This is a genomic window from Antarcticirhabdus aurantiaca (assembly GCF_009765365.1).
GTDB classification, from domain to species: domain Bacteria; phylum Pseudomonadota; class Alphaproteobacteria; order Rhizobiales; family Rhizobiaceae; genus Antarcticirhabdus; species Antarcticirhabdus aurantiaca.
Genome location: NZ_VTOM01000030.1, coordinates 1 through 26,258, shown reverse-complemented (window position 1 = coordinate 26,258; position 26,258 = coordinate 1). Strand labels below are relative to the sequence as shown.

23 protein-coding genes are annotated in these 26,258 nt (G+C 71.3%); 16 read left to right on the top strand and 7 right to left on the bottom strand.

Going from position 1 to position 26,258, the window contains the following annotated elements; all coding sequences use genetic code 11:
* Positions 1 to 2: 2 nt before the first annotated feature.
* Entirely contained in the window at positions 3 to 743 is a 741-nt protein-coding gene (locus FZN60_RS25575; RefSeq protein ID WP_246727195.1) for an ABC transporter ATP-binding protein, read from the top strand.
* 48 nt (positions 744 to 791) lie between these two features.
* Here FZN60_RS25575 and FZN60_RS25570 read toward each other — a convergent pair whose 3' ends face one another.
* Positions 792 to 2,201 carry a DUF4214 domain-containing protein gene (locus FZN60_RS25570; RefSeq protein ID WP_158876654.1) on the bottom strand — a complete coding sequence of 470 codons (1,410 nt, stop codon included), beginning with the start codon at positions 2,199 to 2,201 and terminating at the stop codon, positions 792 to 794.
* A gap of 219 nt (positions 2,202 to 2,420) precedes the next feature.
* On the opposite strand from FZN60_RS25570, the gene FZN60_RS25565 reads away from it, so the two are divergent.
* The 8 genes from FZN60_RS25565 to FZN60_RS25530 all read left to right on the top strand — a co-directional run bounded on the left by FZN60_RS25565 (position 2,421) and on the right by FZN60_RS25530 (position 13,316).
* Complete coding sequence (locus FZN60_RS25565) at positions 2,421 to 3,455, top strand: GDP-mannose 4,6-dehydratase (protein WP_158876651.1); 1,035 nt, start codon at positions 2,421 to 2,423, stop codon at positions 3,453 to 3,455.
* Positions 3,456 to 3,502: 47 nt separating this feature from the next.
* Positions 3,503 to 4,642: an FkbM family methyltransferase gene (locus FZN60_RS25560; protein ID WP_158876649.1), complete on the top strand. Its 1,140-nt coding sequence runs from the start codon at positions 3,503 to 3,505 to the stop codon at positions 4,640 to 4,642.
* 67 nt (positions 4,643 to 4,709) lie between these two features.
* Positions 4,710 to 8,429 (top strand): glycosyltransferase, encoded by a 3,720-nt coding sequence (locus FZN60_RS25555; protein ID WP_158876646.1) that lies wholly within the window; start codon positions 4,710 to 4,712, stop codon positions 8,427 to 8,429.
* Between the two features lie 38 nt (positions 8,430 to 8,467).
* On the top strand, positions 8,468 to 9,325 hold the full coding sequence (locus tag FZN60_RS25550; RefSeq protein WP_158876643.1) for a SapC family protein: 858 nt from the start codon (positions 8,468 to 8,470) through the stop codon (positions 9,323 to 9,325).
* Positions 9,322 to 10,659: a glycosyltransferase family 4 protein gene (locus FZN60_RS25545; protein WP_158876640.1), complete on the top strand. Its 1,338-nt coding sequence runs from the start codon at positions 9,322 to 9,324 to the stop codon at positions 10,657 to 10,659. Before FZN60_RS25550 ends, FZN60_RS25545 begins: the two co-directional genes overlap by 4 nt.
* Positions 10,656 to 11,546: a glycosyltransferase gene (locus FZN60_RS25540; protein ID WP_158876637.1), complete on the top strand. Its 891-nt coding sequence runs from the start codon at positions 10,656 to 10,658 to the stop codon at positions 11,544 to 11,546. The genes FZN60_RS25545 and FZN60_RS25540 overlap by 4 nt, the downstream gene beginning before the upstream one ends.
* A 92-nt stretch (positions 11,547 to 11,638) precedes the next feature.
* Positions 11,639 to 12,646: a Gfo/Idh/MocA family protein gene (locus FZN60_RS25535; protein ID WP_158876634.1), complete on the top strand. Its 1,008-nt coding sequence runs from the start codon at positions 11,639 to 11,641 to the stop codon at positions 12,644 to 12,646.
* A 361-nt stretch (positions 12,647 to 13,007) separates the two neighbouring features.
* Positions 13,008 to 13,316: a DUF2218 domain-containing protein gene (locus FZN60_RS25530; protein WP_158876632.1), complete on the top strand. Its 309-nt coding sequence runs from the start codon at positions 13,008 to 13,010 to the stop codon at positions 13,314 to 13,316.
* Positions 13,317 to 13,329: 13 nt separating this feature from the next.
* On the opposite strand, the gene eutC is transcribed toward FZN60_RS25530, so the two are convergent.
* On the bottom strand, positions 13,330 to 14,130 hold the full coding sequence (gene eutC / locus FZN60_RS25525; RefSeq protein WP_158876629.1) for an ethanolamine ammonia-lyase subunit EutC: 801 nt from the start codon (positions 14,128 to 14,130) through the stop codon (positions 13,330 to 13,332).
* Complete coding sequence (locus FZN60_RS25520) at positions 14,130 to 15,530, bottom strand: ethanolamine ammonia-lyase subunit EutB (RefSeq protein ID WP_158876627.1); 1,401 nt, start codon at positions 15,528 to 15,530, stop codon at positions 14,130 to 14,132. Before FZN60_RS25520 ends, eutC begins: the two co-directional genes overlap by 1 nt.
* A 257-nt stretch (positions 15,531 to 15,787) precedes the next feature.
* Here FZN60_RS25520 and FZN60_RS25515 point away from each other — a divergent pair, with 257 nt between their 5' ends.
* Positions 15,788 to 16,387 carry a hypothetical protein gene (locus FZN60_RS25515; RefSeq protein ID WP_158876624.1) on the top strand — a complete coding sequence of 200 codons (600 nt, stop codon included), beginning with the start codon at positions 15,788 to 15,790 and terminating at the stop codon, positions 16,385 to 16,387.
* Positions 16,388 to 16,409: 22 nt separating this feature from the next.
* Here the strand turns inward: FZN60_RS25515 and FZN60_RS25510 are convergent, their stop codons facing one another.
* The 3 genes from FZN60_RS25510 to FZN60_RS25500 form a co-directional block, all read right to left on the bottom strand.
* Positions 16,410 to 16,946, bottom strand: a complete 537-nt coding sequence (locus FZN60_RS25510; RefSeq protein WP_158876621.1) for an ankyrin repeat domain-containing protein — start codon at positions 16,944 to 16,946, stop codon at positions 16,410 to 16,412.
* Between the two features lie 97 nt (positions 16,947 to 17,043).
* The gene (locus tag FZN60_RS25505) at positions 17,044 to 17,778 is read right to left on the bottom strand and encodes a response regulator transcription factor (RefSeq protein ID WP_158876736.1); all 735 of its coding nucleotides are present in this window, start codon (positions 17,776 to 17,778) and stop codon (positions 17,044 to 17,046) included.
* Between the two features lie 2 nt (positions 17,779 to 17,780).
* Positions 17,781 to 19,070, bottom strand: a complete 1,290-nt coding sequence (locus FZN60_RS25500) for a GAF domain-containing sensor histidine kinase (RefSeq protein ID WP_158876618.1) — start codon at positions 19,068 to 19,070, stop codon at positions 17,781 to 17,783.
* A gap of 216 nt (positions 19,071 to 19,286) precedes the next feature.
* Between FZN60_RS25500 and FZN60_RS25495 the strand changes: the two genes are divergently transcribed.
* The 5 genes from FZN60_RS25495 (at position 19,287) to FZN60_RS25475 (ending at position 24,870) form a co-directional block, all read left to right on the top strand.
* Positions 19,287 to 20,312 (top strand): ABC transporter substrate-binding protein, encoded by a 1,026-nt coding sequence (locus FZN60_RS25495; RefSeq protein WP_158876616.1) that lies wholly within the window; start codon positions 19,287 to 19,289, stop codon positions 20,310 to 20,312.
* Positions 20,313 to 20,561: 249 nt separating this feature from the next.
* Positions 20,562 to 22,058, top strand: a complete 1,497-nt coding sequence (locus FZN60_RS25490; RefSeq protein WP_158876613.1) for a sugar ABC transporter ATP-binding protein — start codon at positions 20,562 to 20,564, stop codon at positions 22,056 to 22,058.
* On the top strand, positions 22,055 to 22,999 hold the full coding sequence (locus tag FZN60_RS25485) for an ABC transporter permease (RefSeq protein WP_199266650.1): 945 nt from the start codon (positions 22,055 to 22,057) through the stop codon (positions 22,997 to 22,999). Before FZN60_RS25490 ends, FZN60_RS25485 begins: the two co-directional genes overlap by 4 nt.
* Positions 22,996 to 23,970 (top strand): ABC transporter permease, encoded by a 975-nt coding sequence (locus FZN60_RS25480; RefSeq protein WP_158876610.1) that lies wholly within the window; start codon positions 22,996 to 22,998, stop codon positions 23,968 to 23,970. The genes FZN60_RS25485 and FZN60_RS25480 overlap by 4 nt, the downstream gene beginning before the upstream one ends.
* Before the next feature lie 9 nt (positions 23,971 to 23,979).
* Positions 23,980 to 24,870 carry an SMP-30/gluconolactonase/LRE family protein gene (locus FZN60_RS25475; RefSeq protein ID WP_158876608.1) on the top strand — a complete coding sequence of 297 codons (891 nt, stop codon included), beginning with the start codon at positions 23,980 to 23,982 and terminating at the stop codon, positions 24,868 to 24,870.
* 32 nt (positions 24,871 to 24,902) lie between these two features.
* Here the strand turns inward: FZN60_RS25475 and FZN60_RS25470 are convergent, their stop codons facing one another.
* On the bottom strand, positions 24,903 to 25,784 hold the full coding sequence (locus tag FZN60_RS25470; RefSeq protein ID WP_158876605.1) for an aldo/keto reductase: 882 nt from the start codon (positions 25,782 to 25,784) through the stop codon (positions 24,903 to 24,905).
* Positions 25,785 to 25,933: 149 nt separating this feature from the next.
* Here FZN60_RS25470 and FZN60_RS25465 point away from each other — a divergent pair, with 149 nt between their 5' ends.
* Positions 25,934 to 26,236 carry a hypothetical protein gene (locus tag FZN60_RS25465; protein WP_158876603.1) on the top strand — a complete coding sequence of 101 codons (303 nt, stop codon included), beginning with the start codon at positions 25,934 to 25,936 and terminating at the stop codon, positions 26,234 to 26,236.
* The last annotated feature ends 22 nt before the right edge of the window (positions 26,237 to 26,258 follow it).

Here is a 26,258-nt window from a genome sequence, read left to right as displayed (position 1 = left end):
CCTTGAACTCCATTCGTCTCCAGAACGTGTCGGTGAGCTTTCCGATCTACGGCACGTCGACGCGTTCCTTACGCAACCGCATCATGGCGAGCGCGACGGGCGGGCGGATCGGCTCCGACCGCAACGACCGGGCCTGCGTCCAGGCGCTCAGCGACATCAACATCGACATCGGGATGGGCGAGCGCGTCGCGCTGATCGGCCATAACGGCGCGGGCAAGACGACGCTTCTGCGCGTCCTGTCCGGCATCTACCCGCCCCAGACCGGCTCGATCCGCGTCGAGGGCAAGATCGCGCCCTTGTTCGACATCGGCTTCGGCATGGATCCGGACGGCACGGGCTACGACAACATCCGCCTGCGCTCGCTTTATCTCGGCCTCAGCCGCGAGGAGGTCGAGCGGCGGATGGAGGACATCGTCGCCTTCACCGAGCTCGGCCCCTTCCTCGACATGCCGATCCGCACCTATTCGGCCGGCATGCAGACGCGCCTGTCCTTCGCGGTCTCGACCAGCATCAAGCCGGAGGTCCTTCTTCTCGACGAGGGCATCGGCGCGGGCGACGCGGCCTTCATGGAAAAGGCCAACCAGCGCATCCAGTCCTTCATCGGCCAGGCGGGCATCCTCGTCCTCGCCTCGCACTCCAAGAGCATCCTCGCCCCCTACTGCACCCGCGCCATCCGCCTCGAACACGGCCGCATCGTCGACGACGGTCCCTTCGAGGAAGTCATGACGCGCTACGAGGGATGAGACGCGCGTGCCCGGCTCCGTGCGGAACCGGGCGGATCGCGCAAAGCCTCAGGCAAGAAGGATCGCGGTGTCGAGGGAGATGCCGTTCGCGATCGAGGTGCCGACGAGCGAAATGTTCTCCGGGCTTTCCGAGAAACCGGCAAGGACGTGCGCCCGGTCCCAGACGCCGCTGCCGAGCCGCTCCAGGTAGTAGTTGAGGCCCGCGGCCTCGGGGGCACGATCGAGGACGTTGGCGTACATCGCCGTCACGAAGGCGGTGTCGGTGGCGTTGGCGCCGTGGAGCCTGGCGAATTCGGGCGAGACGACGAAGAAGTTCGCCATGTCCTTCAGCGTGAAGCCCTTGTTCTCGTAGTTGGCGAGGTTGAAGCTGAGGCCGGCCTTGTCGGGGGTGCGATCGAAGGCGGCCTGGTACATGCGGTAGATCTGGCCGGCGGGGCCGCCCACGTCGAAGGCGATCGTTTCGGCGCCGAAGACGAGGCGCTCGACGTTGATGAAGGTCTGGCTGCCGCCGCCGGCGAGGCTGAGGTGGCGCAGGTCGTCCGTGCCGCCGAGGGCCGCGCGGTTGAAGCTGGCAAGACCCGTGTTCACGGTGTCGATGCCCGAGCCGCCATTCACCTCGGCCGCCTGGCCGGCCAGGATGATGTAGTCGCGCCCCTGCAGCGTCGAGATCACGTCGGCGCCGCCCATGGAGCGGATGACGTCGTCCGCGCCCGTGCCGCGCAGGATCTCGGCCGCCGCCGTGCCGTTCTGCGTCAGGCGCTCATTGGCCTGGTCCCAGCCCCAGGAGGCGACGTGGGTGCCGTCGGCGGCAGGTCCGCCGTAGATCGACTGGATCGCCGCGACGTCGAAGGGCCCGAGCCGGGAGGAGCGAACCGCCTGGTCGTAGCTCATAACCGTGTTGGTGCCGTTGTCGGACGCCCTGGTCAGAACGTCCGGATTGGCATCGGACGCTTCGAAGGGATGCTTCAGCCCGAGCGCGTGGCCGATCTCGTGGAGGGCGACATGCATGAAGTCGCCGGCGAAATAAGGGCTCTGGCGATAACCGGCGTCGAAGTAGACGTCGCCGCCGTCGAGGCTCTCGCCGGAATAGGGACGCACCGTCCCGCCGCTCTGCACCGCCACCGCCTGGGGGAAGTAGGCGTAGCCCGCTGCGTCCGAGGCCGGCGACATGCGGGCGAAGTCGAAGAAGCCGAAGGTCAGGTCGCCCTGGTGGCGCGTCGTTTCAAAGAAGCGGATGCCGCTGATGCTCGCCCAGGCGTCGAGCGCGGCGCGCACCACCGCCTTCTCGCCCTCGCTCAACGGCTGGAAGGTGGAGGCTCCGACCGGATCGCGCGCCTTGAGGTAGCTCTGCGCCGTCGCGTCGAAGGAATAGGTCAGGAAGACCGACTGGTTCGATACCCCGTCGCGATACCAGGACGTGCCCGACAACAGGGCGCGGTAATCCGCAATCTCAGCCATGACAATAAGATCTCCGAAGTAAAAGATAGGCGTTTGAAGGTCGGCGAAGGCTTCGTGCGCTGCGGCATGGTAGCGGGACCAGCCTGATCAAAGCTTAAACGCGGACGGCTGCCAAGCAGGTGATGGCGCGCGCGGGCGGGCCGGCGCTCGCCTTGACGAATGCCGGGGGCTGGTGTTGATGCCCCGCAACATCGGACAAGCAGAGAGCACCCGATCCCCATGGCCCCGACAGCCTTTGTCACCGGCATTTCCGGCCAGGACGGCGCCTATCTCGCCAAGCTCCTGGTGGAAAAGGGCTACAAGGTCTATGGCGGCGTGCGACGGCTTCCCGAGGCGCCGCTGCCGCGCCTCGTCGAACTCGGCATCGCGGGAGAGGTCGAGCTGTGCCGCTTCGACCTCGCCGACCTGTCGATGATCCAGGACGCGGTGGAGCGCGTCCGGCCGGACGAGTTCTACAATCTCGGCGCGCAGTCCTTCGTCGGCTCCTCCTGGCAGCAACCGCTCTACACCGCCGACATCGACGCCGTCGCCGTCTGCCGCATCCTGGAGGCGATCCGCGCCCGCTCGCCGCAGACGCGCTTCTTCCAGGCCTCGACCTCGGAAATGTTCGGGGCGGTGCGCGAGATGCCGCAGAGCGAGGACACGCCCTTCCGGCCGCGCAGCCCCTACGGCGTCGCCAAGCTCTACGGCCACGGCATCACCGTGAACTATCGCGAGAGCTACGGCATCCACGCCTCGTGCGGCATCCTGTTCAACCACGAGAGCCCGCTTCGCGGCGCCGAGTTCGTGACGCGCAAGATCACGCTCGGCCTCGCGCGGATCGCGCAGGGCCGCCAGGAGCTCCTGGAGCTCGGCAACCTGTCCGCCAAGCGCGACTGGGGCTTTGCCGGCGACTACGTCGAGGCCATGTGGCGCATGCTGCAGCAGCCGGCCGGCGACGACTTCATCCTCGCCACGGGCACCACCACGACGGTGCGCCGCTTCGTCGAGGCGGCGGGCGCGGCCATCGGGCTGGAGATCGAGTGGCGCGGCGAGGGCGAGGGCGAGGAAGGCTTCGACCGGCGCTCGAACAAGCGCGTCGTGGCCGTCAACCCCGCCTTCTTCCGCCCCGTCGACATCGACGTCCTCGTCGGAAACGCGTCCAAGGCGCGCGAGCGGCTCGGCTGGTCGCCCGCCATGGACCTGAGCGAGCTCGCCGCGCTGATGGCGCGGACCGACCACGACCGCGTCGCGCGCGGAGCCGTGACGTTCTGACCCTTCGCGCTGGCGCCTCGCGCGCGGCGCGCCAATCCGGTGCCGCCATGAAATTCGTGTCCTTCGCCCAGAACTTCGAGGACGTCGTCCTGTACCGGGCGCTCGCCCACGTCTGGAACGGCACCTATGTCGACGTCGGAGCCTTCGATCCGAAGGTCGATAGCGTCACCAAGGCTTTCTACGACCGGGGCTGGTCGGGCATCAACGTCGAGCCCGTGGCCGAATTCCACGCCCGCTTCGAGGCCGATCGCCCGCGCGACCGCAACGTCCTCGCCGCCCTGTCGGACACGGCCGGCGAGATGACCTTCCACGTCGTCGGCGAGACGGGATTGTCGACGCTCGACGGCGAGGTCGCGCGCTTCCACCGCGAGGCGGGCCGCGCCGTCGAGGAGCGGCGCGTGCCGGTGACGACGCTGAACGAGCTCCTCGCCGACATCCGCGACCGGCCGATCCACTTCCTCAAGATCGACGTCGAGGGCGCCGAGGACAAGGTCCTCGCCGGCCTCGACCTCGACGCGATCCGGCCCTGGATCCTCGTGATCGAGGCGACCTTCCCGAGCCGGTCCGAGCCGACCCATATGGCATGGGAGGACCGCGTTCTCTCCCATCGCTACGAACTGGCCTATTTCGACGGGCTGAGCCGCTACTACGTTGCCGAAGAACGGCGCGAGCTCGCCGATCGGCTGGCCGTCCCGCCCAACGTCTTCGACGAGTTCGAGACGGCCTATACGGTCGGCCTGCGCGAGGCGCTCGACGCCTCGCAAACCAGCTATGCCGGCCTTCTCGACCAGCTCACCACCGAGCGCGCCGCCGCCGAGCGCCACGCGGCGGAGCTCGAAGCCGCACATCGCGAGACTCTCGAACGGCGCGAGACCGACGCGCAGGCGGAGCTAGAGAAGCACCTCTCCGCAGCCGCCCGCGAGCACGAGCGCATCCATCACGCACTCCAGGGCGTGCAGCATCAGCTTGCCGAGATCGAGCGCTCGAAAGCCTGGCGCCTCGTGGTGTTCGCGCGCCGCCAAATGAACCGGGCGCGGCGGCTCGCCCACCGGCTGCTGAGGCCGTTCCGCCGCCCGACGCGGTTCGGCGCGGCGGCGGGCGGGATCGTACCGCTCGGGCTGGAGCTGAAATACGCGTCCAAGGAGCTCGCCCGGCGCATCCGGCTGAAGGCGCTGGCGCGCCGCTGACGGCCGTGCCCGGCGCTCCGAGCGCCGCCTCGCCCGCGTCCTTGTTCATTTCCGGAGACCCCGCCCGTTGACCGATCGGCTCCTTCTCGACCTTCAGGGCTGCCAGACGGCCAATTCGCGCCATCGCGGCATCGGCCGCTACACCCTGTCCCTGGCCGAGGCGCTTTTGAGGATCGAGGCGGACGCGCCCGAGCCTCTCAACGTCGTCGGCTTCGTCAACGGGGCGTTTCCCGAGGCGATCGGCGAGATCGAGGACGCCTTGCGCGATCCGGCCCCGTCGGTCCTGCGCCGCTACGGCGACCCGGGACGGCTGGAGGGACCGGTCGCCGAGCAGTCGGTCCTGCGCGGCTTTTCCGCCGCCGCCTCGGCCCGTGCCCTGGCGCCCGACATCCTCCACGTCTCCAGCCCGATCGAGGGCTACGAGGAGGGCGCTGCGCTGCCCGTTTATTCCCGCGAGATCCTGCCCGGCACGATCCGGACCGCGACGGTCTACGACCTCATCCCGCGGCTCTTTCCCGACTTCTATCTCACCAACGAGGCCTACGCCGCCTGGTATCGCGGCGCGCTCGAGTGCCTCGCCTCCTACGACATGCTGTTCGCGATCTCCGAGGCGACGCGGCGCGACCTCATCGAGCATCTCGGCATCGCCCCCGAGCGCGTCGTCAACATCGCCGCGGCGGTGGACTCCCGCTTCCGCCGGGTCGCCGACGCGGAAGCCCATCGCGCGCGCTTCGCCGCCGATCTCGGCCTGAAGCGACCCTTCGTCCTTTACACCGGCGGCGCCGACCATCGAAAGAACCTCGAAGGCGCGATCGAGGCCTTCGCGCTCCTGCCCCGCCAGCTTCGCGACGCGCGCCAGCTCGCCATCGTCTGCCGCATGGATCCGGGAACGCGCGCGCGCCTTCTCGCCCGCGCCAAGAGCCTCGGCCTGTCGGGCGAGGACGTCGTCCTCACCGGCTTCGTGTCGGACGACGACCTCGTTCTCCTCTACAACCTCGCCGAACTCTTCGTGTTTCCCTCGATCTACGAGGGCTTCGGCCTGCCGCTCCTGGAGGCCATGTCCTGCGGGACGCCGGTCCTGGCCGGCGACAATTCGAGCCTGCGCGAAGTCGTCGGGCGCGCCGACCTCCTGTTCGACGAGCGGAACCCGCAGGCCTTCGCCGCGGCCATGGTCGGGCTGATCGAGAACGGCGAGAAGCGCGCCGAGGTCGCCGCCTTCGGCCTCGATCGCTCGAAGCTCTTCACCTGGGAGCGCTCCGCCCGGCTCGTCCACGAGAACCACCGCGAGTTCCTGGCCCGGCGCAACGCGGCGGAGGCCGGGCACCGCCCGCGCGTCGCCATGCTGTCGCCGCTGCCGCCGGCGCGCAGCGGCATCTCCGACTACACGGCCGACCTCCTCGGCCCCTTGTCGGAGCATGCCGAGGTCGACCTCTTCCTCGACAAGCAGAGCCTGTCGTCCGAAACCTGCCGCAACCACCGCGCCCGGCCGTGGGAGCGCCTGCCCGAGGAGGCCTCCGGCTTCGACGCGGTGGTCTACCAGATGGGCAACTCGACCTTTCACACCCACATGCTGTCGCTGCTGCCGCAGACGGGCGGCATCCTCGTCCTCCACGACGTTTATCTCAGCAATCTCAAGGCCTGGATCGACCGGCTGGGCGAGGCGCCCGGCCTCTTCGAGCGCGACCTCGCCCGCTCCCACGGAAATGCCGCGAGCGAGACGCTGCGCGCCAAGGGCACGGACGGCGCCATCGCCGACTGGCCGGCGAGCGGTCCGGAGATCGCCGCCGCCGACGCGGTGATCGTCCATTCGAACTTCGCCGCGACGCTGATCCGCCGGTTTCATCCCGAGCTCGCCGACAAGGTGAGCGTGGTGCGCCAGCCCCGCGCGACGCCCGACGACGCGGGACCCGAGGCGCGCGACCGGGCGCGCGCGGCCCTCGGCGTCGCGGAGGACGAGTTCCTCGTCGTGTCGATCGGCGTCGTCAGCCCGGCCAAGCGCCTCGACGCGGTGGTCGACGGCTTCCTCACCGCCTTCGGCAGCGATCCCAAGGCGCGGCTGGTGCTGGCGGGAGACGCCGCCGACGATCGCTGGACGGCGCAGCTGCGCGCCAAGGTCGCCGCCTCGAAGGGGCGGGTGGTCATCACCGGCCACCTCGAAGCCGAGACCTTCGGCGACTACTGCCTTGCCTGCGACGTCGCGGTGCAGCTGCGGGCGACGACCCGCGGCGAAACCTCCGCGGCCGTGCTCCAGCTCATGGGCTGCGGCCGGCCGGTGATCGTCAACGCCTATGCCGACTTCGCGGACTATTCATCCGACCTCGTCGTGAAGCTGTCCGAGCAGCCCGAGCCGGCCGAACTTGCCCAAACGCTGAAGCGCCTGCGCGCCATGCCGCCGGCCGAGCGCGAGGCGATCGGCGCGCGGGCCCGCGCCTTCGTGCGCGAGCGCCACTCCCACGAGGGCGCGGCCCGGGCCTATGCCGAGGTGGTGCGCCGCACGATCCGGCACGGCCGGCAGGCCGCCGCGGTGGACGGCCTGACCCGGGCCGCGGGAACGGCGCTCGCCGGGCATCCCGGCCGAGCCGTCGAGACTGCCGGTCGCGCGCTCGCGGCCGCCGCGCCGGCCCTCGCGGCGGGGCTCGAAACCGAGCGCCGTCTCCTGATCGACGTCAGCCACACGGCCCGGCACAACCTCAAGACCGGCATCCAGCGCGTGGTGCGCGAGCTCGTGCGGTCGAGCTACGCCGCGCTCGGGGAGAACGGCCTCAACGTCCAGGCTTTCGTGCGCACGGAGGACGGCCGCTTCCTGACGGCGGACGGCTTCGCCCTGGCGCTCGACGGCGAGGCGCCCGGCGCCGACATCGACGCGGAGCTGACCGTCCGGCCGGGCGACATCCTCCTGATGCTCGATTCCAGCTGGTTCGAATACGCCGCGTTCCAGCCACTCTTCGACGCGGTGCGGGGCGCGGGCGGGCGCATCCACACCTGCGTCTTCGACCTCGTGCCGATCCTTTATCCGGAGCTGACCGGCGAGGCGCTGCCGCCCGCCTTCAAGCGCTGGCTGGCCCATGCGGCCGAGATCGGCGACGGCCTCATCTGCATCTCGCGCGCCGTCGCCGACGAGGTCACGGCCTATATCGAGCGCGAGCGCCTGCCGCACCGCTCCGGCCTCCAGGTCAACTGGTTCCATCTCGGTTCCAACCTGCCGGCCGCCGGCACGCCGAGCCCCGCCGTCCTGGCGGCCTTCGACGGGCAGGCACCGGCCGCGCTGATGGTCGGCACCGTCGAGGTGCGCAAGCGCCACGGCTTCGCCCTCGACGTGATGGAGGCGCTCTGGGCGGAAGGCTCGCCCGCCCGCCTCGTCCTCCTCGGCAAGCCGGGCTGGCACGTCGACGCGCTGACGAGGCGCATCCGCGAACACGCCGAGTTCGGGCGGCGCCTCCTCTGGATCGAGCAGCCCTCCGACGCCGACATCGCGCACGGCTACGACCGCGCCAACCTCCTCCTTTTTCCCTCCACCTACGAGGGCTACGGCCTGCCGGTGGCCGAAGCCCTGCGCGCCGGCCTGCCGGTGGTGGCCTCCGACATCCCGGTCCTGCGCGAGGTCGGGGGCGAGGCGGCGCGCTACGCGCCCCTCGGCGAGGTCGAGGCCTGGGTCGAGGCGGTCCGGCCCTGGCTCGCGGGGGCGCGGCAGACGGTCAGCGGCGGCACGGTGGTGTCCTGGGACGAGGCCGCGAAGCAGGTTCGCCTCGCCATGCTGACGCGCCTCCCCTACAAGGTGCTGGACTGATCCCGTCCTCGGGACGGACAGGGACCGGAGAAGCCCCGATGAGCCAGACACAGCCGCCGGCCGCGCCCGCGCCCGTCATCCAGCCGCTGACCTTCGAGCGGCACGGAACCTCGGGCTGGCGGCGCTTCTCGGACTACGGTTTCGCCCGCGGCGCGGCGCTCGCGCCGCTCGCCGCGGCCGAGGTGGTCACGGCGATGATGTCGATGCCGCTCGCCCTCGTGCCGCAGAACGGCGGCTGGCAGCTCGTCGCCATGCTCGGCATCGGCCCCGGCACGAACCTCTTCGTCGGTCCCGACGGACGCTGGATCGGCGACTACGTCCCCGCGGCGTTGCGCTCATACCCCTTCCGCATCGGCCGCGTCGCCGAGAACGACCAAGCGATCCTGTGCATCGACGAAACGGCGCAGCTGCCGCTCGGCGCGGGCGTCGAGCCCTTCTTCGCCGGGGAGAAGGCGCTCTCGCCCGCCGTATCGTCGATCTGGTCCTTTCTCCTGGAGATCGCCAAGGGCGAGGCGCAGCTGACGCGCGCCTGCGGGCTCCTGGCGGAGGCGGGGATCGTCGAGCCCTGGCCGATCACGGTCGGGACGGGCGACCAGGCACGGACGGTTGAAGGGCTGCATCGCTTGTCGGAGGCCAAGCTCGCCGCCCTGTCCGACGAACAGCTCGGGCAGCTCCGGCGGGCGGGCGTCCTGTCGCTCGCCTATGCCCAGATCTTCTCGGGCGAGCACCTGAAGAAGCTCGGCGAGCTCGCCGCGCTCCAGGCCCGCCACGCCGAGGCCCTGGTGGAGGCCGCGCGGCGGCAGTCCGCCGCCCCCGCCCCGGCCGTCCAGCCGGCGGGCGCGGGCTTCGCCTTCGGCGAGAGCATCAACGTCGACTGGTCCAAGTTCGGCGGATGAGCGAGGCCCCGCCTCGGCCGCCGGCGGCCCCCTTGCGCGGCCGCGCCGCGCGGGTCCTTCGCGCCGCGGCCGGCCTCGCGGCCGCCTTTGCCGACGGGCTGGAGACCGCCGGCTGGCGCCCTGCCGCGACCGCCGCCTGGCGCCGCTCGCTGAAGCCCGCCCTCGCCCGCCGCGCAGCCAAGCCCGCGCCGGCCGCGACCGCCGCCGCCACGGCCGCGCCGCTGCGCGAAGGCGTCCTCTTCGCCGGCTACGCGGAAGGCTCGCTCGGGCTCGGCCAGTCGCTCCGCCTCGATCTGAAGGCGGTCGAGCCCACCGGCCTCGACTTCGCCGTCCACCCCGTCTCGGCCGGCATCGAGACGCGCCGCGCCGGCCCCTTCATGGCCGAGCGCACCGACCGGAGCGGCCGCTACCCCGTCACCCTGGTGGAGGTGGCGAGCGACCAGCTGCCGACCGTCCTCGCCGAGATCGGCCCTGCGCGCCTCGTCGGCTCCCGCCTGATCCTCCGCACCTACTGGGAGCTTCCCCGCGCGCCGGCGGCCTGGGCTCCGCACCTTGCCGGCGTGTCGGAGATCTGGGCGCCGACCCGCTTCGTCGCCGACGCCTTCGCGGGCGTCTTCGAGGGGCCGATCCGGCACGTGCCGCCGGCCATGGAGGTGCCCTCCCTGGACGCGGAGGGCGAGCCCTTCGCGCTGCCGCCGGGACGCTTCCACTTCCTGTTCAGCTTCGACTACTTCTCCTATCCCACCCGCAAGAACCCGCTCGGGGTCATCCGCGCCTTTCGCGACGCCTTCCCGCCGACGCGCGGCGACGTCGGCCTCGTGGTGAAGTCCAACGGCGAGGCCGGACATCATCCCGACGTGCGCACCGCGATGGAAGCGCAGGCGCGCGAGGACGGGCGCATCCGCCTCGTCCACGGCGAGATCGGCCGGCCGGCCATGCTGGGGCTGCTGCGCGCCGCCGACGCCTACGTCTCGCTGCACCGCTCCGAAGGCTTCGGGCAGGGCATGGCGGAGGCCATGCTCTTCGCCAAGCCGGTGATCGGCACCGATTATTCCGGCTCGACCGACTTCCTGACCCACGAGACCGGCTTTCCCGTGTCCTATCGCCTGCGCCCCGTGGCGCCCGGCGAATATGCCTGGAGCGCCGGCCAGTCCTGGGCGGAGCCCGACCACGAGGCCGCCGTCGAGGCCATGCGTTTCGTCGCCGACCATCCGGACGAGGCGAGGCGCCGGGGCGAGACCGCCCGCCGCTCGCTCGCCGCCCGCTACGGGCTGGACCCCGTGGGCCTGGTCCTCGCCCGACGCCTCGGCGCCCTCCTCGCCGAGGCGTCATGAACGCGCCCGCCCTCCGCCTCGCCGTCGCGATCACCGTCTACCGGCCGGACCTGCCGCTTCTCGAGCGGCTGATCGACACGGTGGCGGGCTGGGGCGCGCCGATCCTCCTCCAGATCGACGGCCCGACCGGCGAAGCGATCGAGCCGCAAGCGCTCGCGCGCCTCGCCGCCGACCCGCGCCTCGCTCTCGCCCAGGCGCCTGCCAACGAAGGGATCGCCACGGCGCTGAACCGACTGGCGGCGGGAGCGCGCGCGGCCGGCTGCGACCGCGTGATCTTTCTCGACCAGGATTCCGAGCCGCCCGCCGACATGGCCGAGCGGCTTCTGTCGGCCTTCGCCGCGCTGGACGCTTCGGGGGCGCGGCCCGCTGCGGTCGGGCCGCGGCCGGTGGCGCGCGATCCCGCCCGTTCCAAGGCGCCGAGCTACCGGCGGCGCCGAAACGCCGCGCCCCGCGCCGGTCTCGTGCCCGTCGACTATCTCATCACCTCGGGCAGCCTCGTCACGCGGGAGGCGCTGGACGCCGTCGGCCCGTTTCCGGAGGCCTTCCGGATCGACGCCGTCGACGTCGAATGGTGCTTCCGGGCCTGGGCGCGGGGGCGCTCGGTCTGGATGGTCGAGGACCTGTTGATGCCCCATAGCGTCGGGGGCGGGGTCGTGCGGCTCGGCCCCCTCGCCTTTCCCCAGCAGAACCCGGCGCGCATGGGCACCTATGTCCGCAACCAGTTCCGCCTCCTGCGCCTGCCCCACGTGCCGCTGCGCTGGAAGCTGCGGACGCTCCTCTACGTGCCGCTCCAGGGCGCCGCCTATGCGGCACGCGCACCGGAAAAGCGCGGGGGCCTGGCGCTCGCGCTGCTTCGCGCCGCGCGCGAGGGGCTGCGGCGCTCCTGATCCGCCGCCCGCGCGCTTGCGCGCCCCGCCATGCCCGTGCTCTTCACGCCTGCAGGCAAGCCGGACGATCCGGCACGAGGGAGGAGAACCGCATGAGCTCGAAGGTCCGCTGGGGCGTTCTGTCGACGGCACAGATCGGCACGAAGCAGGTGCTGCCCGCCATGCGCAAGGGCGAGCGCATCGAACTCCTGGGCCTTGCCTCGCGCGACGAGGCGAAGGCGCGGGAGGCGGCCGACGCGCTCGGCATTCCCCGTGCCTACAGCTCCTACGAGGCGCTGCTCGCCGATCCCGACATCGAGGCGGTCTACAACCCGCTGCCCAACCACCTCCACGTGCCGCTCACGATCCAGGCGCTGGAAGCGGGCAAGCACGTTCTGTGCGAGAAGCCGATCGCGCTGTCCGCGGGGGAAGCCGAAACGCTGGTCGAGGCCTCGAAGCGCACGGGCCGTCTCGTCGCCGAGGCCTTCATGGTGCGCCACCATCCGCAATGGCGCCGCGCCCGCGACGTGGTGCGCGAAGGCCGGCTCGGCGAGGTGAAGGCGATCCACACCCTGTTCAGCTACTACAACGCCGATCCGGGCAACATCCGCAACCAGGCCGACATCGGCGGCGGCGGGCTCTACGACATCGGCTGCTACGCCATCTCGACCGCCCGCTTCCTGTTCGGCGCCGAGCCCGCGCGCGTCGTCGCGGCCTTCGACTTCGATCCCGCCATGGGCACCGACCGCATGGCGAGCGGCCTCGCCGAGTTTCCCGGCCACCGCCATCTCGCCTTCACCTGCTCGACGCAGCTCGTTCCCGCCCAGCGCGTCGAGGTGCTCGGTACGAAGGGCCGCCTGACGGTGGAGATCCCCTTCAACGCCCCGAACGACCGCCCGACGCGGATCACCGTCGACGACGGCCGCGACCATTTCGGCTCCGGCCGCGAGGTGATCGAGATCCCGACCGTCGACCAGTACACGCTCCAGGGCGACGCCTTCTCGGCCGCCGTGCGCGGCGAGGCGCCGCTCGAATGGGGCATCGAGGACGCCGTCCTCAACATGCGCGTCATCGACGCCTTCTTCCGCTCGGGCCGCAACGGGGGTTGGGAAGCGGTGTGAGGGGCACCTCGCCCCAACCTTCGCCTCCCTCTACTTCTCCACCTTCGTCATCCCGGCCTTGAGCCGGGATCCATTCCAAACCGCCGTACGCGATCACCTCGGCTCCAAAGCAGGCTCGCGACGTCCGCCGCTTCTGTCGTGACGAGCGCGGAGGCATGGATCCCGGCTCGTCGACCGGGATGACGAGGCGGAAGGGTGGAGGTCGGACCCGAAAAGGTGCGGGTCTGCGGCCAGTCGGCCAAGCACCGCCTCGCAACCATTCTTAACGCGATCGGCCCTTTCCGTCCGGGCGGATCGGCGCGAAGGTGCCGGCCGGAATGGTGCCGCCGTGCCCTATCTTCCCAAACGTCAGGAACACCCCATGTCCGAGACCAACGCCCCCGCCGCCGTGCGGAGCATCGCCCGCGTTGCGACGCCCCACGCCTCGCGCTACCTGCAGCAGCTCTGCAAGCACTTCGCCCACAAGCTGCCCGTCACCTTCGACGAGCATCACGGCGCGATCACCTTCACCATCGGCGAGGTCCGGCTCGACGCGCGCGAGGGCGTCCTCGAGATGCACCTGACCGCGCCGGACGCCGAGACCATGCCGCAGCTCCAGGACGTCGTCTGGCGCCACCTCGTGCGCTTCGCCTTCCGCGAGGAGCTCGCCGCCGACTGGCAGCCGGCCTAAGAATTCCCTTGCGTCACATGGCGGGCGGCAGTGTGGGCGGCGCCTGCGCCGCGCCGAGCGCCGCCGGCTCCTCGTCCTTCAGGCCGACGCCGGTGAGGCCGCGGGCGAGCGCCTCGCGCGCGAGCCAGGCGATCTTGTCCGCCGCCGCCTCGACCGACAGGCCGCCCTGGCCGTGGATGTTGGACACGCAGTTGCGCTCGTTGTCGCGCCGGCCGCGCTGCGGGGCGAAGGTCAGGTAGGCGCCGAGGCTTTCCGCTACGGAAAGACCGGGCCGCTCGCCGATCAGCACCACGACGAGCCGCGCGCCCAGCGCTTCGCCGACATCGTCGCCGAGCGCGACGCGGCCTTGGGTCGCGATCACCGGCGGGGCGAGGCGGAAGGCGCCGAGCCGCCGGGCGAGGGCTTCGAAGACGGCCGCGCCGTGCGCGTCCACCGCCGTCGCCGACAGGCCGTCGGCGATCAGAACGGCGACGTCGAAGCCGCTGCCGACTTGCGCCAGCGCCGCGCGCGAGGCTTCCGCCAGCCGCCGCCCGAGATCGGGGCGCTTGAGGTAGGTGGCGCGGGTCTCCGCCTCGCTCTTCACCCGGATCGGGCGGAAGGGCGCGAGCCGCGCCTCCAGCCCCTCGACGTCGAGCGGCAGGTGGACGGCGTCGCGCGCCTTGGCGTGGGCGTGCTGGAAGGCGAGCACCGAGGCGAGCGGCATCGCCTCGCCGGCGCGGCCGAGGCCGATGCGCGCGCTCGTCGCGCGCCGCAGGGCCGCGAAGGGATCGCGATCCAGCGGCACGACCTTGTCGTCGTCGGGAGAGCCGGTCATCACGCCACCTGTCCGATGCGCGCGAGCATCCGCGCCATGCCGGGATCGCGCGCGCTCAGCTCGCGGATGCGGCCGTCGGGCGTCGCCAGGCCCATCCGCTCCAGCCAGCTCTCGAACTCCGGCGCCGCCTTCACCCCGAAGGTCGAGCGCAGGAAAAGGAGGTCGTGGAAGGACAGGCTCTGATAGTTCAGCATGATGTCGTCGGCGCCGGGCACCGCGATCAGGAAGGTGCAGCCGGCGGCGGTGAGGAGGGTCATCAGCCCGTCCATGTCATCCTGATCGGCCTCGGCGTGGTTGGTGTAGCAGACGTCGACGCCCATCGGCAGGCCGAGGAGCTTGCCGCAGAAGTGGTCCTCGAGGCCGGCCCGGGTGATCTCCTTGCCGTCGTAGAGATATTCGGGCCCGATGAAGCCGACCACGGTGTTGACGAGAAGCGGGTCGAAGGCCCGCGCCACCGCGTAGGCCCGCGCCTCCATGGTCTGCTGGTCGACGCCGTGATGGGCGTCGGCCGACAGGGCCGAGCCCTGCCCCGTCTCGAAGTACATGACGTTGCGCCCGACCGTTCCCCGGTTCAGCGACAGGCCGGCGGCGTGCGCCTCGCGCAGGACCGAGAGGTCGATGCCGAAGGAGCGGTTCGCCGCTTCCGATCCCGCGACAGACTGGAAGACGAGGTCCACCGGCGCGCCGCGCTCCATGATCTCCAGGCAGTTGGTGACGTGGGTGAGGACGCAGGTCTGGGCCGGGATCTCGTAGGCCTGGCGCAGCTCGTCCAGCATCTCCATCAGCCGGATCGCGTTCGGCACGTTGTCGGTCGCCGGGTTGATGCCGATCACCGCGTCGCCGACGCCGTAAAGCAGCCCGTCGAGGACCGAGGCGGCGATGCCGCGCGGATCGTCGGTCGGATGGTTCGGCTGGAGGCGCGAGCCGAGCCGGCCTTCCAGCCCGAGCGTGGTGCGGAAGGCGGTGACGACGCGGATCTTGCGCGCCACCGCGATGAGGTCCTGGTTGCGCATGAGCTTGGAGACGGCCGCGGCCATCTCCGGCGTCAGGCCGGGCGCGAGCGCCGCCAGCGTCGGGGCGTCGGCCTCGGCCGAGAGCAGCCAGTCGCGAAACGCCCCGACCGTCATGTGCGAGACGCGGGCGAAGGCGGCCGCGTCGTGCGTGTCGACGATGAGCCGCGTCACCTCGTCGGTCTCGTAGGGCACGACGAGGTCCTGGAGGAAGGCGGCGAGCGGCACGTCGGCCAGCGCCACGCGGGCGGCGACGCGGCGGGCGTCGGTCTCGGCCCCGAGGCCGGCCAGCTCGTCGCCCGCGCGCCTCGGCGAAGCGCAGGCGAGGAGGCTCGTCAGGCCGGCGAAGACGTGGCGCTCGCCGCCAAGGATGGAAACGTGTTCGGCCATGGCGACGAACCCCGGTGGCTGGCGCATGTCCGGGCGAAGCCTGTCCGCTTCGCCGCCGGACGATGCGGCACGATCAACACGCCGGAACGCGTGGGCGCGCCGACGATCCGATCTTGTGGCCATCCGGGCGCGGAGGGAAGGGCCCCGCCGCGAAAGGATGGGCGGCCGGATCGCCGCCATCACTTTGTCGCGTGCGGGTTGTCTTTGCGCGTCGCGGGATCGACGTCTCGCGGACGCACTCCCCAGGATTCGCCGCCATGCGCCTCGCTCCCACCCTTCTCGCGCTGCTTCTCGCCGCCGGTCCCGTCGCCGCGGCGGAGGGCGACTTCGTGCGCCTGCGCGGGACGATCGCGAGCCTTGCCGGCGGGGTGCTGAGCGTGTCGACGCGCGAGGGCGATCTGGCGGAGGTGCGTCTCCTGCCGAGCTTCATCATCGCGGGGGTCGAGCCCGTTCCGGGCCGGCGGATCGCTGTCGGCGACTATGTCGGGATCGGCTCGCTTCCCGAGCCCGCCGGCCCGGACCGGGCGCTGGAAGTCCTGGTCTTTCCCGACAGCATGGAAGGCACCGGCGAGGGCAGCTTTCCCTGGGACCTCGTGCCGGGCTCCATCATGACCAATGCGAGGGTGTCGAAGGTGACGGAAGCGCCCGACGGTCGGCTCGTCACCCTGTCCTTCGCCGGGGAAACGAAGACGGTGCGCGTGCCCTCGGACGTGCCCGTGGTCACCTTCGTCGCCTCCGACCTGCCCGACCTCGCGCCGGGTCGCCGCGTCTTCGTGCCCGCCATGGAGGACGCGGACGGCGGGCTCGAAAGCGACTTCGTGGCGGTGGAGACCGGCGGAACCCCGCCGCCGATGTGAGAACCGGGCCGACCGGCCGGCGTCACACGTCGATCGCCCGCGCCTGCGCCAGCCGCGCGGCGGCCGCGGCCGCGCCCATCGCCTGCGCGGCGGCGGCCGCGGTGGCCCCGCCGGCATCGCGCGCGCTGGGGTCGGCGCCGCGCGCCAGGAGAAGGTCGAGGATCTCGACGCGGTCGAACATCGCCGCGATCATCAGGGCTGTGCGCCCGTTCGGATCGCGCGCGTCGACGCTCGCGCCGTGATCGAGCAGCAGCCGGGCGATCTCCAGGTCGCCCTTGAAGCAGGCGCCGGCGAGCGGCGTCTGGCCGCGATCATTGGCGAGGTCGGGATCGCCGCCGTGCTCCAGGAGGAGCCGCGTCAGCGCGCCATGGCCGTGATAGCTCGCCAGCATCAGGAGGCTGTCGCCCTTGTCGTTGCGAAGGTTCGCCGGCAGGCCCCCGGCGAGGAGGTCGGCCATGACCTCCGTTTCGCCCGTGCGGCAATAGTTGAAGACCTTGGCGGCGAAGGCGATCGTGTCCTCGTCGAGTTCGACCGCGGCCCTTGTCGGTTCGTTCGTCATGCACTCTCCGCTTGCTCGATCCGCCGCCGATAGCACGCCTCGTCACAACGCGGGCCGCGCCGGAAGGGTGCATGGCATAGGCGGTGGCGGCTGGGATTCAGCGCCGGCCGCCGCTCGCGCGAGGGCTCGCGGCGAGCCAGGCGGCGAGCTCGGCCTCGGCCTGTTCCAGGCTGTTGCGGTTGAGGAGCTTGCGAAGGCCCGCCAGCGTCACGGCCCGCATGCGCAGGTTGAAGACGTCGGAGCCCGCTTCCGTCTCGTAGACGCCGAGCTTGTCGTAGATCTGGGCGAGCCGGTTCTGGACGCTTCGCAGCGAGATGCCGCGCCGCTCGGCGATCAGCCGGTCGGTGAGGCCGAGGGCGAGGTCGACGAGGATCTCGTATTCGACGTCGGTGAAGGAGCCGGAGCGGTCGGCCGACTTCTGCTGCACCGAGCGGATCTCCCGGTCGATGACGCACTGGCCTTCCAGGAAGACGCTCTTCAGCGCGAGGGCCAGGCGCTCCTCCGAGGCGGATTTGAGGACGTAGCCGTAGGCGGCGCCCTCCGGCACGATGCGCGAGACGCCGCGCACATAGGCCTCGTCCGCGTAGTTCGACCAGAACATGATCGCGGTCGCCGGCCGCTCGCGCCAGAGCGTCTTCGCCATCTCGACGCCGGTGCGCCGCGGCATCTGGAGGTCGACCACGACGTTCATCGACTCGTGCTCGCGCGCCAGCGCCTCGCCGGCCACCCCGTCCGCCGCCTCGATCAGGCGGCAGTCCGGCAGCGTGCCGACGAGCACGTCGCGCAGGAAGGCGCGGTGAACGGCATCGTCCTCGACGATCAGGACGGTCATCGTCACGGGGCGGCCCCGAGCGGCTCGAGCGGCAGAGCGAGGGTGACGAGCGTTCCGCGCGCGTCCGGTCGCCGGGCGATCGCGAACTGCGCGCCGACGAGCCGCGCCCGCGTCTGCATGTTGCGGATGCCGCCGACGCGCTTCCTCTGCTCGCGCGCGGCAAAGCCGATGCCGTCGTCGCGGATCTCGATCACCGCGTGGCAACCGCCCGCGCGCGCCTCGCGCTTCAGCTCGACCTCGATCAGCGAGGGCTCGGCGTGCTGGGCGGCGTTGTTCACCGCCTCCTGGACGATGCGGAAGAGGGCGACGCGCAGCGACTCGTCGAGGTCGTGCAGCGCGCCGCCCGCCGCGTCCTCCAGCCGCCAGGCGATGCCGGCGCCGTCGAGCGCCCGCCCGAGGAAGTCCTCGATGCCTTCCGCCAGGCCGAAGAGCTGGAGGACGTTCGGCCGGGCGTCGTCGATGATCGCGCGCAGCTCGCGCACGCAGCGGTCGAGCCCGCCCGCGATCGGCTCCAGCATGTCGGCGGAGAGGGCGGTCTCGCCGCGCAGCCGCTCGACGCGGCGCATCAGCCGCGTGAGGTCGGCGAGGGTCAGGTCGTGAAGGTCCATGCCGATGCGCTGGCGCTCGCGCTCCAGTTCCTCCGTCAGGCGCAGCGCGCCCTCGCGAAAGGCCTCCTCGCGCGCCCGCCCCTCGGCTTCCTCGATGGCGAGGCGGCGCGCATCCTCGGCAGCCCGCAGCGCGAAGAAGTAGGGCGCCAGCATGTCGGCGACGTGGCTCGCGGTCTCGACGTCCGCCTCGTCGTAGAGGTCGGCCCGCCGGCTGGAACAGGACAGGGCGCCGATGATCTCGCCGCGCACGAGGAGCGGCACGTGGAGGCGGCTCCTGAGCGCCTCGTCGACGATCGGATGGGCGAAGGCGCCGGCGAAGTGGAAGCGCGGATCGGTCATCGCGTCGCCGGTGATGAGAAAGGGCGCCTCACCCAGGAGGACGGCGCGGATCGGGCTGCCCTCCACGGGCAGGGGGCGCTCGTTGAGGCTCCAGTCGGTGTGGATGCCGGCCTCGTAGGCGACGTGGAGGTCGCGCCGCAGGATGCAGACGTCGAGGTGGTCGTGCGGCAGGATCTCGGCGAGCTCCACCGACACAGCCTGGATCGCGGTCTGGAAGTCGAGCTGGCCCGCCAGCGCCTTGGAGACGAGAAGGAGGCGGCGGAACACGGCCTCGGCGCCGAGCCGCGTGCGGGCGGCCTCGGTGCGATGCGAGGGGTTGGGGCGGGCGGCTGCGGCTGCGATCATCGCGCCACACCACCACGTCGGGCGGCCCTGCGAAAGGGAGAACGCGCCGGCACGGGTGCGTCGCCCCGAAGGGATCTTGCGGGATCCCGTAAAGAAGATGCGGCTCGGGCCTTGGACAGGCCGGCGCAACTCGCCCACTGTTCCGCCCGAGACCCGAGGCGGGACACGCCGCGGGCGCTGAACGCCGGCTGGGAGGCCGGCTCCCGGGAGGAAGCCTTGCTCAATCGAAACGCCACCATCCTGTCCGCCGCGCTTCTGGCGCTGCCGCTCGCCGGCGCGGCTCAGGCCGACACGTCCGACAAGACGATCGCGCTGTCCAACAACTATGCCGGCAATTCCTGGCGCCAGGCGATGCTGAAGAGCTGGGAGACCATCACCGCGAAGGCGGTCGCCGACGGCGTCGTCCAGAGCGCCGAAGCCTTCACGACGGCCGAGAACCAGGCGACCGAGCAGGCCGCGCAGATCCAGAACATGATCCTGCAGGGCTACAGCGCCATCGTCATCAACTCGGCCTCGCCGACGGCGCTGAACGGTGCTGTGAAGGAAGCCTGCGACGCGGGCATCATCGTCGTCTCCTTCGACGGCATCGTCACCGAGCCCTGCGCCTGGCGCGTCGCCGTCGACTTCAAGAAGATGGGCTCGGGCCAGCTCGACTACCTCGCGCAGCGCTATCCCGACGGCGGCAACCTCCTCGAGATCCGCGGCCTCGCCGGCACCTCGGTCGACACCGAGATCCACGAGGGCATCGCGGCAGGCGTTTCGGCCCATCCCAACTTCAAGGTCGTCTCGGAGGTCCAGGGCGACTGGACGCAGACGGTCGCGCAGAAGTCGGTGGCCGGCGTGCTGCCGAGCCTGCCCGAGGTCGTGGGCGTCGTGACGCAGGGCGGCGACGGCTTCGGCGCGGCCGAGGCCTTCAAGGCCGCGGGTCGCCCGACGCCCACCATCATCCTCGGCAATCGCGACGACGAGCTGCGCTGGTGGAAGGAGCAGAAGGACGCCAACGGCTACGAGACCATGTCCGTCTCGATCGCGCCGGGCGTCTCCACCCTCGCCTTCTGGGTCGCGCAGCAGATCCTCGACGGCCAGGAGGTCCCGAAGGACCTCGTCGTTCCCTTCCTGTCGATCGATCAGGCAGGCCTGGAGAAGGCGCTCGAGAACACCGAGGCCGGCGGCGTGGCCAACGTCGAATACTCGCTGGACGACGCCAAGAAGGTCATCGAGGCGGCCAAGGCCGGCGGCTGAAACCCGACCGTTCAAGGTGCGGCGACGACGCTCTCCCTTCTCCCGCCAGCGGGAGAAGGCCCCGGCAGGGGGTGAGGGTGGCTTATGAAGGCCGCCGCGTCTCGGATCGGTCCTTGGCCCCGCCGCTTGCGCGGCCGACACCCTCGCCCGGCCGGCCTTCGCCGGCCCACCCTCGTCCGCCGAGCGGGCGAGGGGAAAGCGCCTCATTCCGATGGGGTCAGCGCTTCGTATCGACAGGCTCGCACCCCCATGCCCCATCCCACCGCCGCGCCCCCGCCCGGCACGCCCTTCGTCGCCCTCGCCGCCGTCGCCAAGAGCTTCGGCGCCGTGCGGGCGCTGCGCGGCGTCGACCTCGACGTCCGCTCCGGCGAGTGCCTCGGCCTCGCCGGCCACAACGGCGCGGGCAAGTCGACGCTGATGCAGGTGCTCGTCGGCAACGTGTCGCCGGACGAGGGGCGCTTCACGGTGCAAGGCGAGGACGTGGCGGGCCGCCTGACGGTCGCGCGGGCGCGCCAGGCGGGCATAGCCTGCGTGTTCCAGGAGCTTTCGCTCTGCCCCAATCTCAGCGTCCTCGAGAACGCCCGCATCCGCCACGCCTCGCTCAAGGGCTTCGGCTGGCGCGGGCGCGCGGCGCGCCTCATCACGCGAACGCTCGACGAGATCTTTCCCGGCCACGGCATCGCCCCGCAGGCGCTCGTCTCCGACCTGCCGCTCGGCCAGCGCCAGATGGTGGAGATCGCCAGCGTCTTCGCGCAGGGCGACCATGAGGCCCCCTTGCGCCTCGTGATCCTCGACGAGCCGACCTCCTCGCTCGACAACAGCGTCGCAGCCCAGCTCCTCGCCCATGTGCGCCGCTTCGTGTCCGCCGGCGGCAGCGTCATCCTGATCTCGCACATCCTCGGCGAGATCCTGTCGACCTGCGACCGCATCGCCGTGATGAGCGACGGGCGCGTCGTGGACCTGCGGGAGGCCGGCGCCTTCACCCGCGCGAGCCTCGTCGAGGCGATGGGCCACGTGGTTTCCCATGAAGCGGGCGAGACGCTCGTGTCGGCCGAGGCGGGGCGCCGCGGCGCGGTCGTCGCCAGCGCCACGACGCCAAAGGGCGGATCGATCCGGCTGGAAGCGCGCCGCGGCGAGATCGTCGGCCTCGCGGGTCTCGCCGGCCACGGCCAGACGAGCCTTCTCGTCCTCCTCCACAATGCCGCGCAGGGCCGCTCGCGCTATGCCGCCGTCACCGGCCGCGTCGCCTTCGTCGCCGGCGATCGGCAAACGGACGGCGTCTTTCCGCTCTGGTCGATCGGAGGCAACGTCACCGTTCGCTCCCTGTCGCGGCTCGGCCGCTTCGGCCTCGTCGATCCCGCCCGCGAGAAGCGCCTCGCCGAGGAATGGCGCACCCGCATCAAGATCCGCACACCCGACATGGACGACAACATCCTGACCCTCTCCGGCGGCAACCAGCAGAAGGCGCTCTTCGCCCGCGCGCTCGGCTCCGACGCCGAGGTCATCCTGATGGACGACCCGATGCGCGGCGTCGACATCGGCACCAAGCAGGAGGTCTACGCGCTCGTGCGGGCCGAGGCCGACAAGGGCCGCACCTTCATCTGGTACACCACGGAGTTCGACGAGCTGAAGAGCTGCGACCACACCTACGTCTTCCGCTCGGGCAGGATCGTCGCCGAGCTCGGCCGGCACGAGCTGACGGAAGCGCGCGTCCTCCAGTCCTCCTTCGAGGGAGAGGCCGCGTGACCGGGGCACTCGCCAATCCGCGCCTGCTTCGCGCGCTGCTGCCGCCGGTCTCGCTGATCCTCCTCCTGGCGGTGATCTTCACCATCCAGCCGCGGGCGATGAGCTATCTCGGCCTGAACTTGATGCTGAACCTGGCGCTGCCGATCGCGCTTGCGACGATCGCCCAGCTTTGCGTCATCGCCGTCAACGACCTCGACCTCTCCATCGGCGCCTTCGTCAGCCTCGTCGCCTGCATCGGCGCGACGATCCTTCCCGAGAACCCGGCGCTGGGCCTTGCCGCCCTCGCCGGCTGCATCGCCGTCTACGCCGCGCTCGGCGCCCTGATCCACTGGCGAAACCTGCCGGCCATCGTGGTGACGCTCGGCATGAGCTTCGTCTGGCTCGGCGCCGCCGTCCTCCTCCTCCCCTCGCCCGGCGGCTCGGCGCCCGCCTGGCTCTCCGCCGTGGTGAAGCTGCGCACTCCGGCGATCCCCTTCGCGATCCTGGCGAGCGCCCTCCTCGCGCTCCTCGTCCACCTCTTCCTGATGCGCTCGTCGCTCGGCGTGGTTCTGCGCGGCGCCGGCGGCAACCCGCAGGCGGTGCGCCGCGCCGGCTGGTCGCTCCTGAAAACCAAGATGGCGATGTACGCGCTCTGCGGCTTCTTCGGGTGCTTGAGCGGCCTCTGCCTCGTCGGCCTGACGACCTCCGCCGACGCCAACATCGCGCTGCGCTACACGCTCCTGTCGATCGCCGGGGTGATCCTGGGCGGCGGCGAGTTCACGGGCGGGCGCGTGTCCCCGATCGGCGCCGTGATCGGCGCGCTGACGCTGACGCTCGCGGGCTCGCTCCTCACCTTCCTGCGCATCTCGCCGGACTGGCAGATCGGCGCGCAGGGCGCGATCCTGATCCTCGTCCTGGCGCTGCGCGCCCTCGTCAACCGCACCGAACGGAGGGCGGCATGAGCGCGGCCGAGAGTGAAACGCGCGGCGCCCGCCGGCGCCTGCCGCCGATGCCGCAGGCCTTCTCCTTCATCGGCGCGGGCCTGATCTTCGCCGCGACCCTCGCCTTCACCGGCGGCGCGGGCGGCGGGCAGATCCTGTCGACAGCGCTCACCTTCGCGACGATGTACGTCATCGTCGGCCTCGGCCAGATGTTCGTCATCACCACCGGGCCGGGCAATGTCGACCTGTCGATCCCCGCCACCATCGCGCTGGCCGGCGCCGTCGCCATGACGGTCATGGGCGGCGAGGACGGCTCGATCGCCCTCGGGCTCCTCGCCGCGCTCGGCACGGGCGTCGCGGTCGGCTGCTTCAACTACGCGCTGATCCGCCTCCTCCAGATCCCGCCGATCATCGCTACGCTCTCGGCGAGCTTTCTCGTCCAGTCATCGGCGATCGCCTATGGCCGCGGCCTTCGCGTGCGCCCGCCCCCGGCCTTCGCGGATTTCGCGACGGGCCGCGTCATGGGCGTGCCCTATCTCGCGATCGCGACGCTCCTCCTCTCCGTCCTCATGGCCGTCCTCCTGCACCGGACCGTCTACGGCCGCTCGGTCGCGGCCATCGGCCAGAACAGCCGCGCCGCGCACCTCGCCGGCATCCGCGTCGATCGCGTGCGCTTCCTCACCTACGTCCTGTCGGCCGTCCTCGCGGGGCTCTGCGGCGCCGTGCTCGCCGGCTTTTCCGGCGGTTCCTCGCTCAACATGGGCGAGGAATACCTCCTCGCCTCGATCGCGGTGGTGGTGGTCGGCGGCTCCTCGGTCTCCGGCGGGCAGTCCAACGTGTCGGGCCTCTGGGGCGCCTCGCTCTTCCTCTACCTCCTCGTCACCATGCTCAACACCTTCGGCGTCGGAGCGGGGCTGCGCTACCTCCTGACCGGCCTCATCATCATCGCCATCATCACGCTCGCCGGCGGTCCCCGCGCGGGCCGCGCCTGAGGACAGTCCATGCCCTACGAGATCCTCGACCCGCGCTTTTCCGAGGTCGCCCTCATCAACGTCGAGCTGGAGCGCCTCCATACCGGCTGTCGCTGGGCGGAAGGGCCGGTCTGGTTCGGCGATGCCGGCCACCTCCTGTGGAGCGACATCCCGAACGACCGGATGCTGCGCTACATTCCGGACGTCGGCGTCTCGGTCTACCGCTCGCCCGCCAACCACACCAACGGCCACACCCGCGACGGTTACGGCCGGCTCGTCTCCTGCGAGCACGGCGCGCGCCGCGTCACCCGCACCGAGCACGACGGGACGATCACCGTCTTGGCCGACGGCTTCGAGGGAAAGCGGCTGAACTCGCCGAACGACGTCGTGGTCCACCGCGACGGCTCGGTCTGGTTCACCGATCCGAACTACGGCATCCGCGACGACTACGAGGGCCACAAGGGGGTCCAGGAGCAGCCCTGCCAGGGCGTCTACCGCATCGATCCCGCGAGCGGCGCGATCACCCGCCTCGTCGACGATTTCGGCCAGCCGAACGGCCTCGCCTTCTCGCCCGACGGCTCGCTCCTCTACATCGCCGACAGCGTCGGCAGCCACGATCCGACGGGCCGGCGCCACATCCGCCGCTTCCGGGTGGAGGGCGATCGCCTCGCCGGCGGCGAGGTCTTCGCGGCGTTCGAGACCGGCGTGCCCGACGGCATCCGCTGCGACACGGAGGGTCGGGTCTGGTCGAGCGCGAAGGACGGCGTCCACGTCTTCCATCCCGACGGGACGCGGCTCGGCAAGATCCTGGTGCCCGAGGTCGTCGCCAATCTTTGCTTCGGCGGTCCGCGCCGGAACCGCCTCTTCATCACCGCGACGACCTCGCTCTACGCGATCTACGTGCGCGCCAAGGGCTGCTGAGCACCGAAGCCTCCGCGTGCGACGACGCGCCGTCATCCGCCCTGGGAGAAGGCTTTCCGCCCTTCCGCGTCGAGCGCGCCGAACTCCTCGTCGGACAGCGCGATGCCGGCGGCCGCGACGTTCTGCTCGAGATGCGCGACGTTGGACGTTCCCGGGATCGGCAGCATCACGGGGCTGCGCCGCAGAACGAAGGCGAGCGCGATCTGGCCCGGCGAGGCGCCGTGCCGGCGCGCCGTCTCGTCGAGGATCGTGCCGCTGCGGGCGAGGCTCCCGGCCGCCAGCGGATACCAGGGAATGAAGCCGATCCCCTTCGCCTCGCAGTGATCGAGCACCGCCTCGCTGGTGCGGTCGACGAGGTTGTAGCGGTTCTGGACGGTGGCGACGGTGAAGATCTTCGAGGCCGCCTCGATCTCCTTGACCGACACCTCGCTCAAGCCCAGATGCCGCACGAGCCCCTCGTCCTGCAGCGCCTTGATCGCCTCGAACTGTTCCTGCCGCGGAACGGCCGGGTCGATGCGGTGGAGCTGCCACAGGTCGATCCGCTCGACGCCGAGATGGCGAAGACTCATCAGCGCCTGCTGGCGCAGGTAGTCCGGGCGCCCGCACGGAGGCCAGCGATCCGGTCCGGTGCGAAGGAGACCGCCCTTGGTCGCGACCAGCATGCCGGGATAGGGGTGGAGCGCCTCGCGGATCAGGATCTCCGACACGTCGGGCCCGTAGGAGTCGGCCGTGTCGATGAAGTTCACGCCGAGTTCCGGCAGCCGCCGGAGCGTCGCGAGGGCCCCGGCCCGATCGGCCGGCTCGCCCCAGATGCCCTTGCCGGTGATCCGCATCGCGCCGAAGCCGAGGCGCGCGACCTCGATGTCGCCGCCGACCCGGAACGCGCCCGCCTTGCGTGCGTCGATCTCGCTCATGCCATCCGTCCTCGTCGATGGTTGCGGCGAGTCCGCCGGTGTCTACGAAATGGAGCGACCGCGCCCGCGTTCCGCGCCGAACCTGTGGCGCGCGACCGGTTCGGATGAACGATCCGGAACGCGGCACCACCCTGGGCGCAGCCGCGTTGATGGCGGATCAAAACGACGCGACGGTGATCATGGACGCCTTCCTCGCCGCCCTCGACCGCCTTCCGAGCGGCTACAGTGAGGGTGTCTTCGAAGGACGGCGCTACGGCGCGACGCTGAACGTGTCGCCCGACCGTCGCCGCGTCTGGCTCTACGCCGAGGAGCTCGGCGGCGCGGACCGCGTAAGCTTCAACCTTTATCGCCTGTCCGGCGGTCGGAGCGCGTTGAAGCCGTGCGAGATGTCGTCGGCGCAGGTGGTGGGGTTCGTTGTCGGCTATCGTCCTGACGCTATTGGCTCGCCGTGAGGCTGCGTCCTCTCCTGTGCCC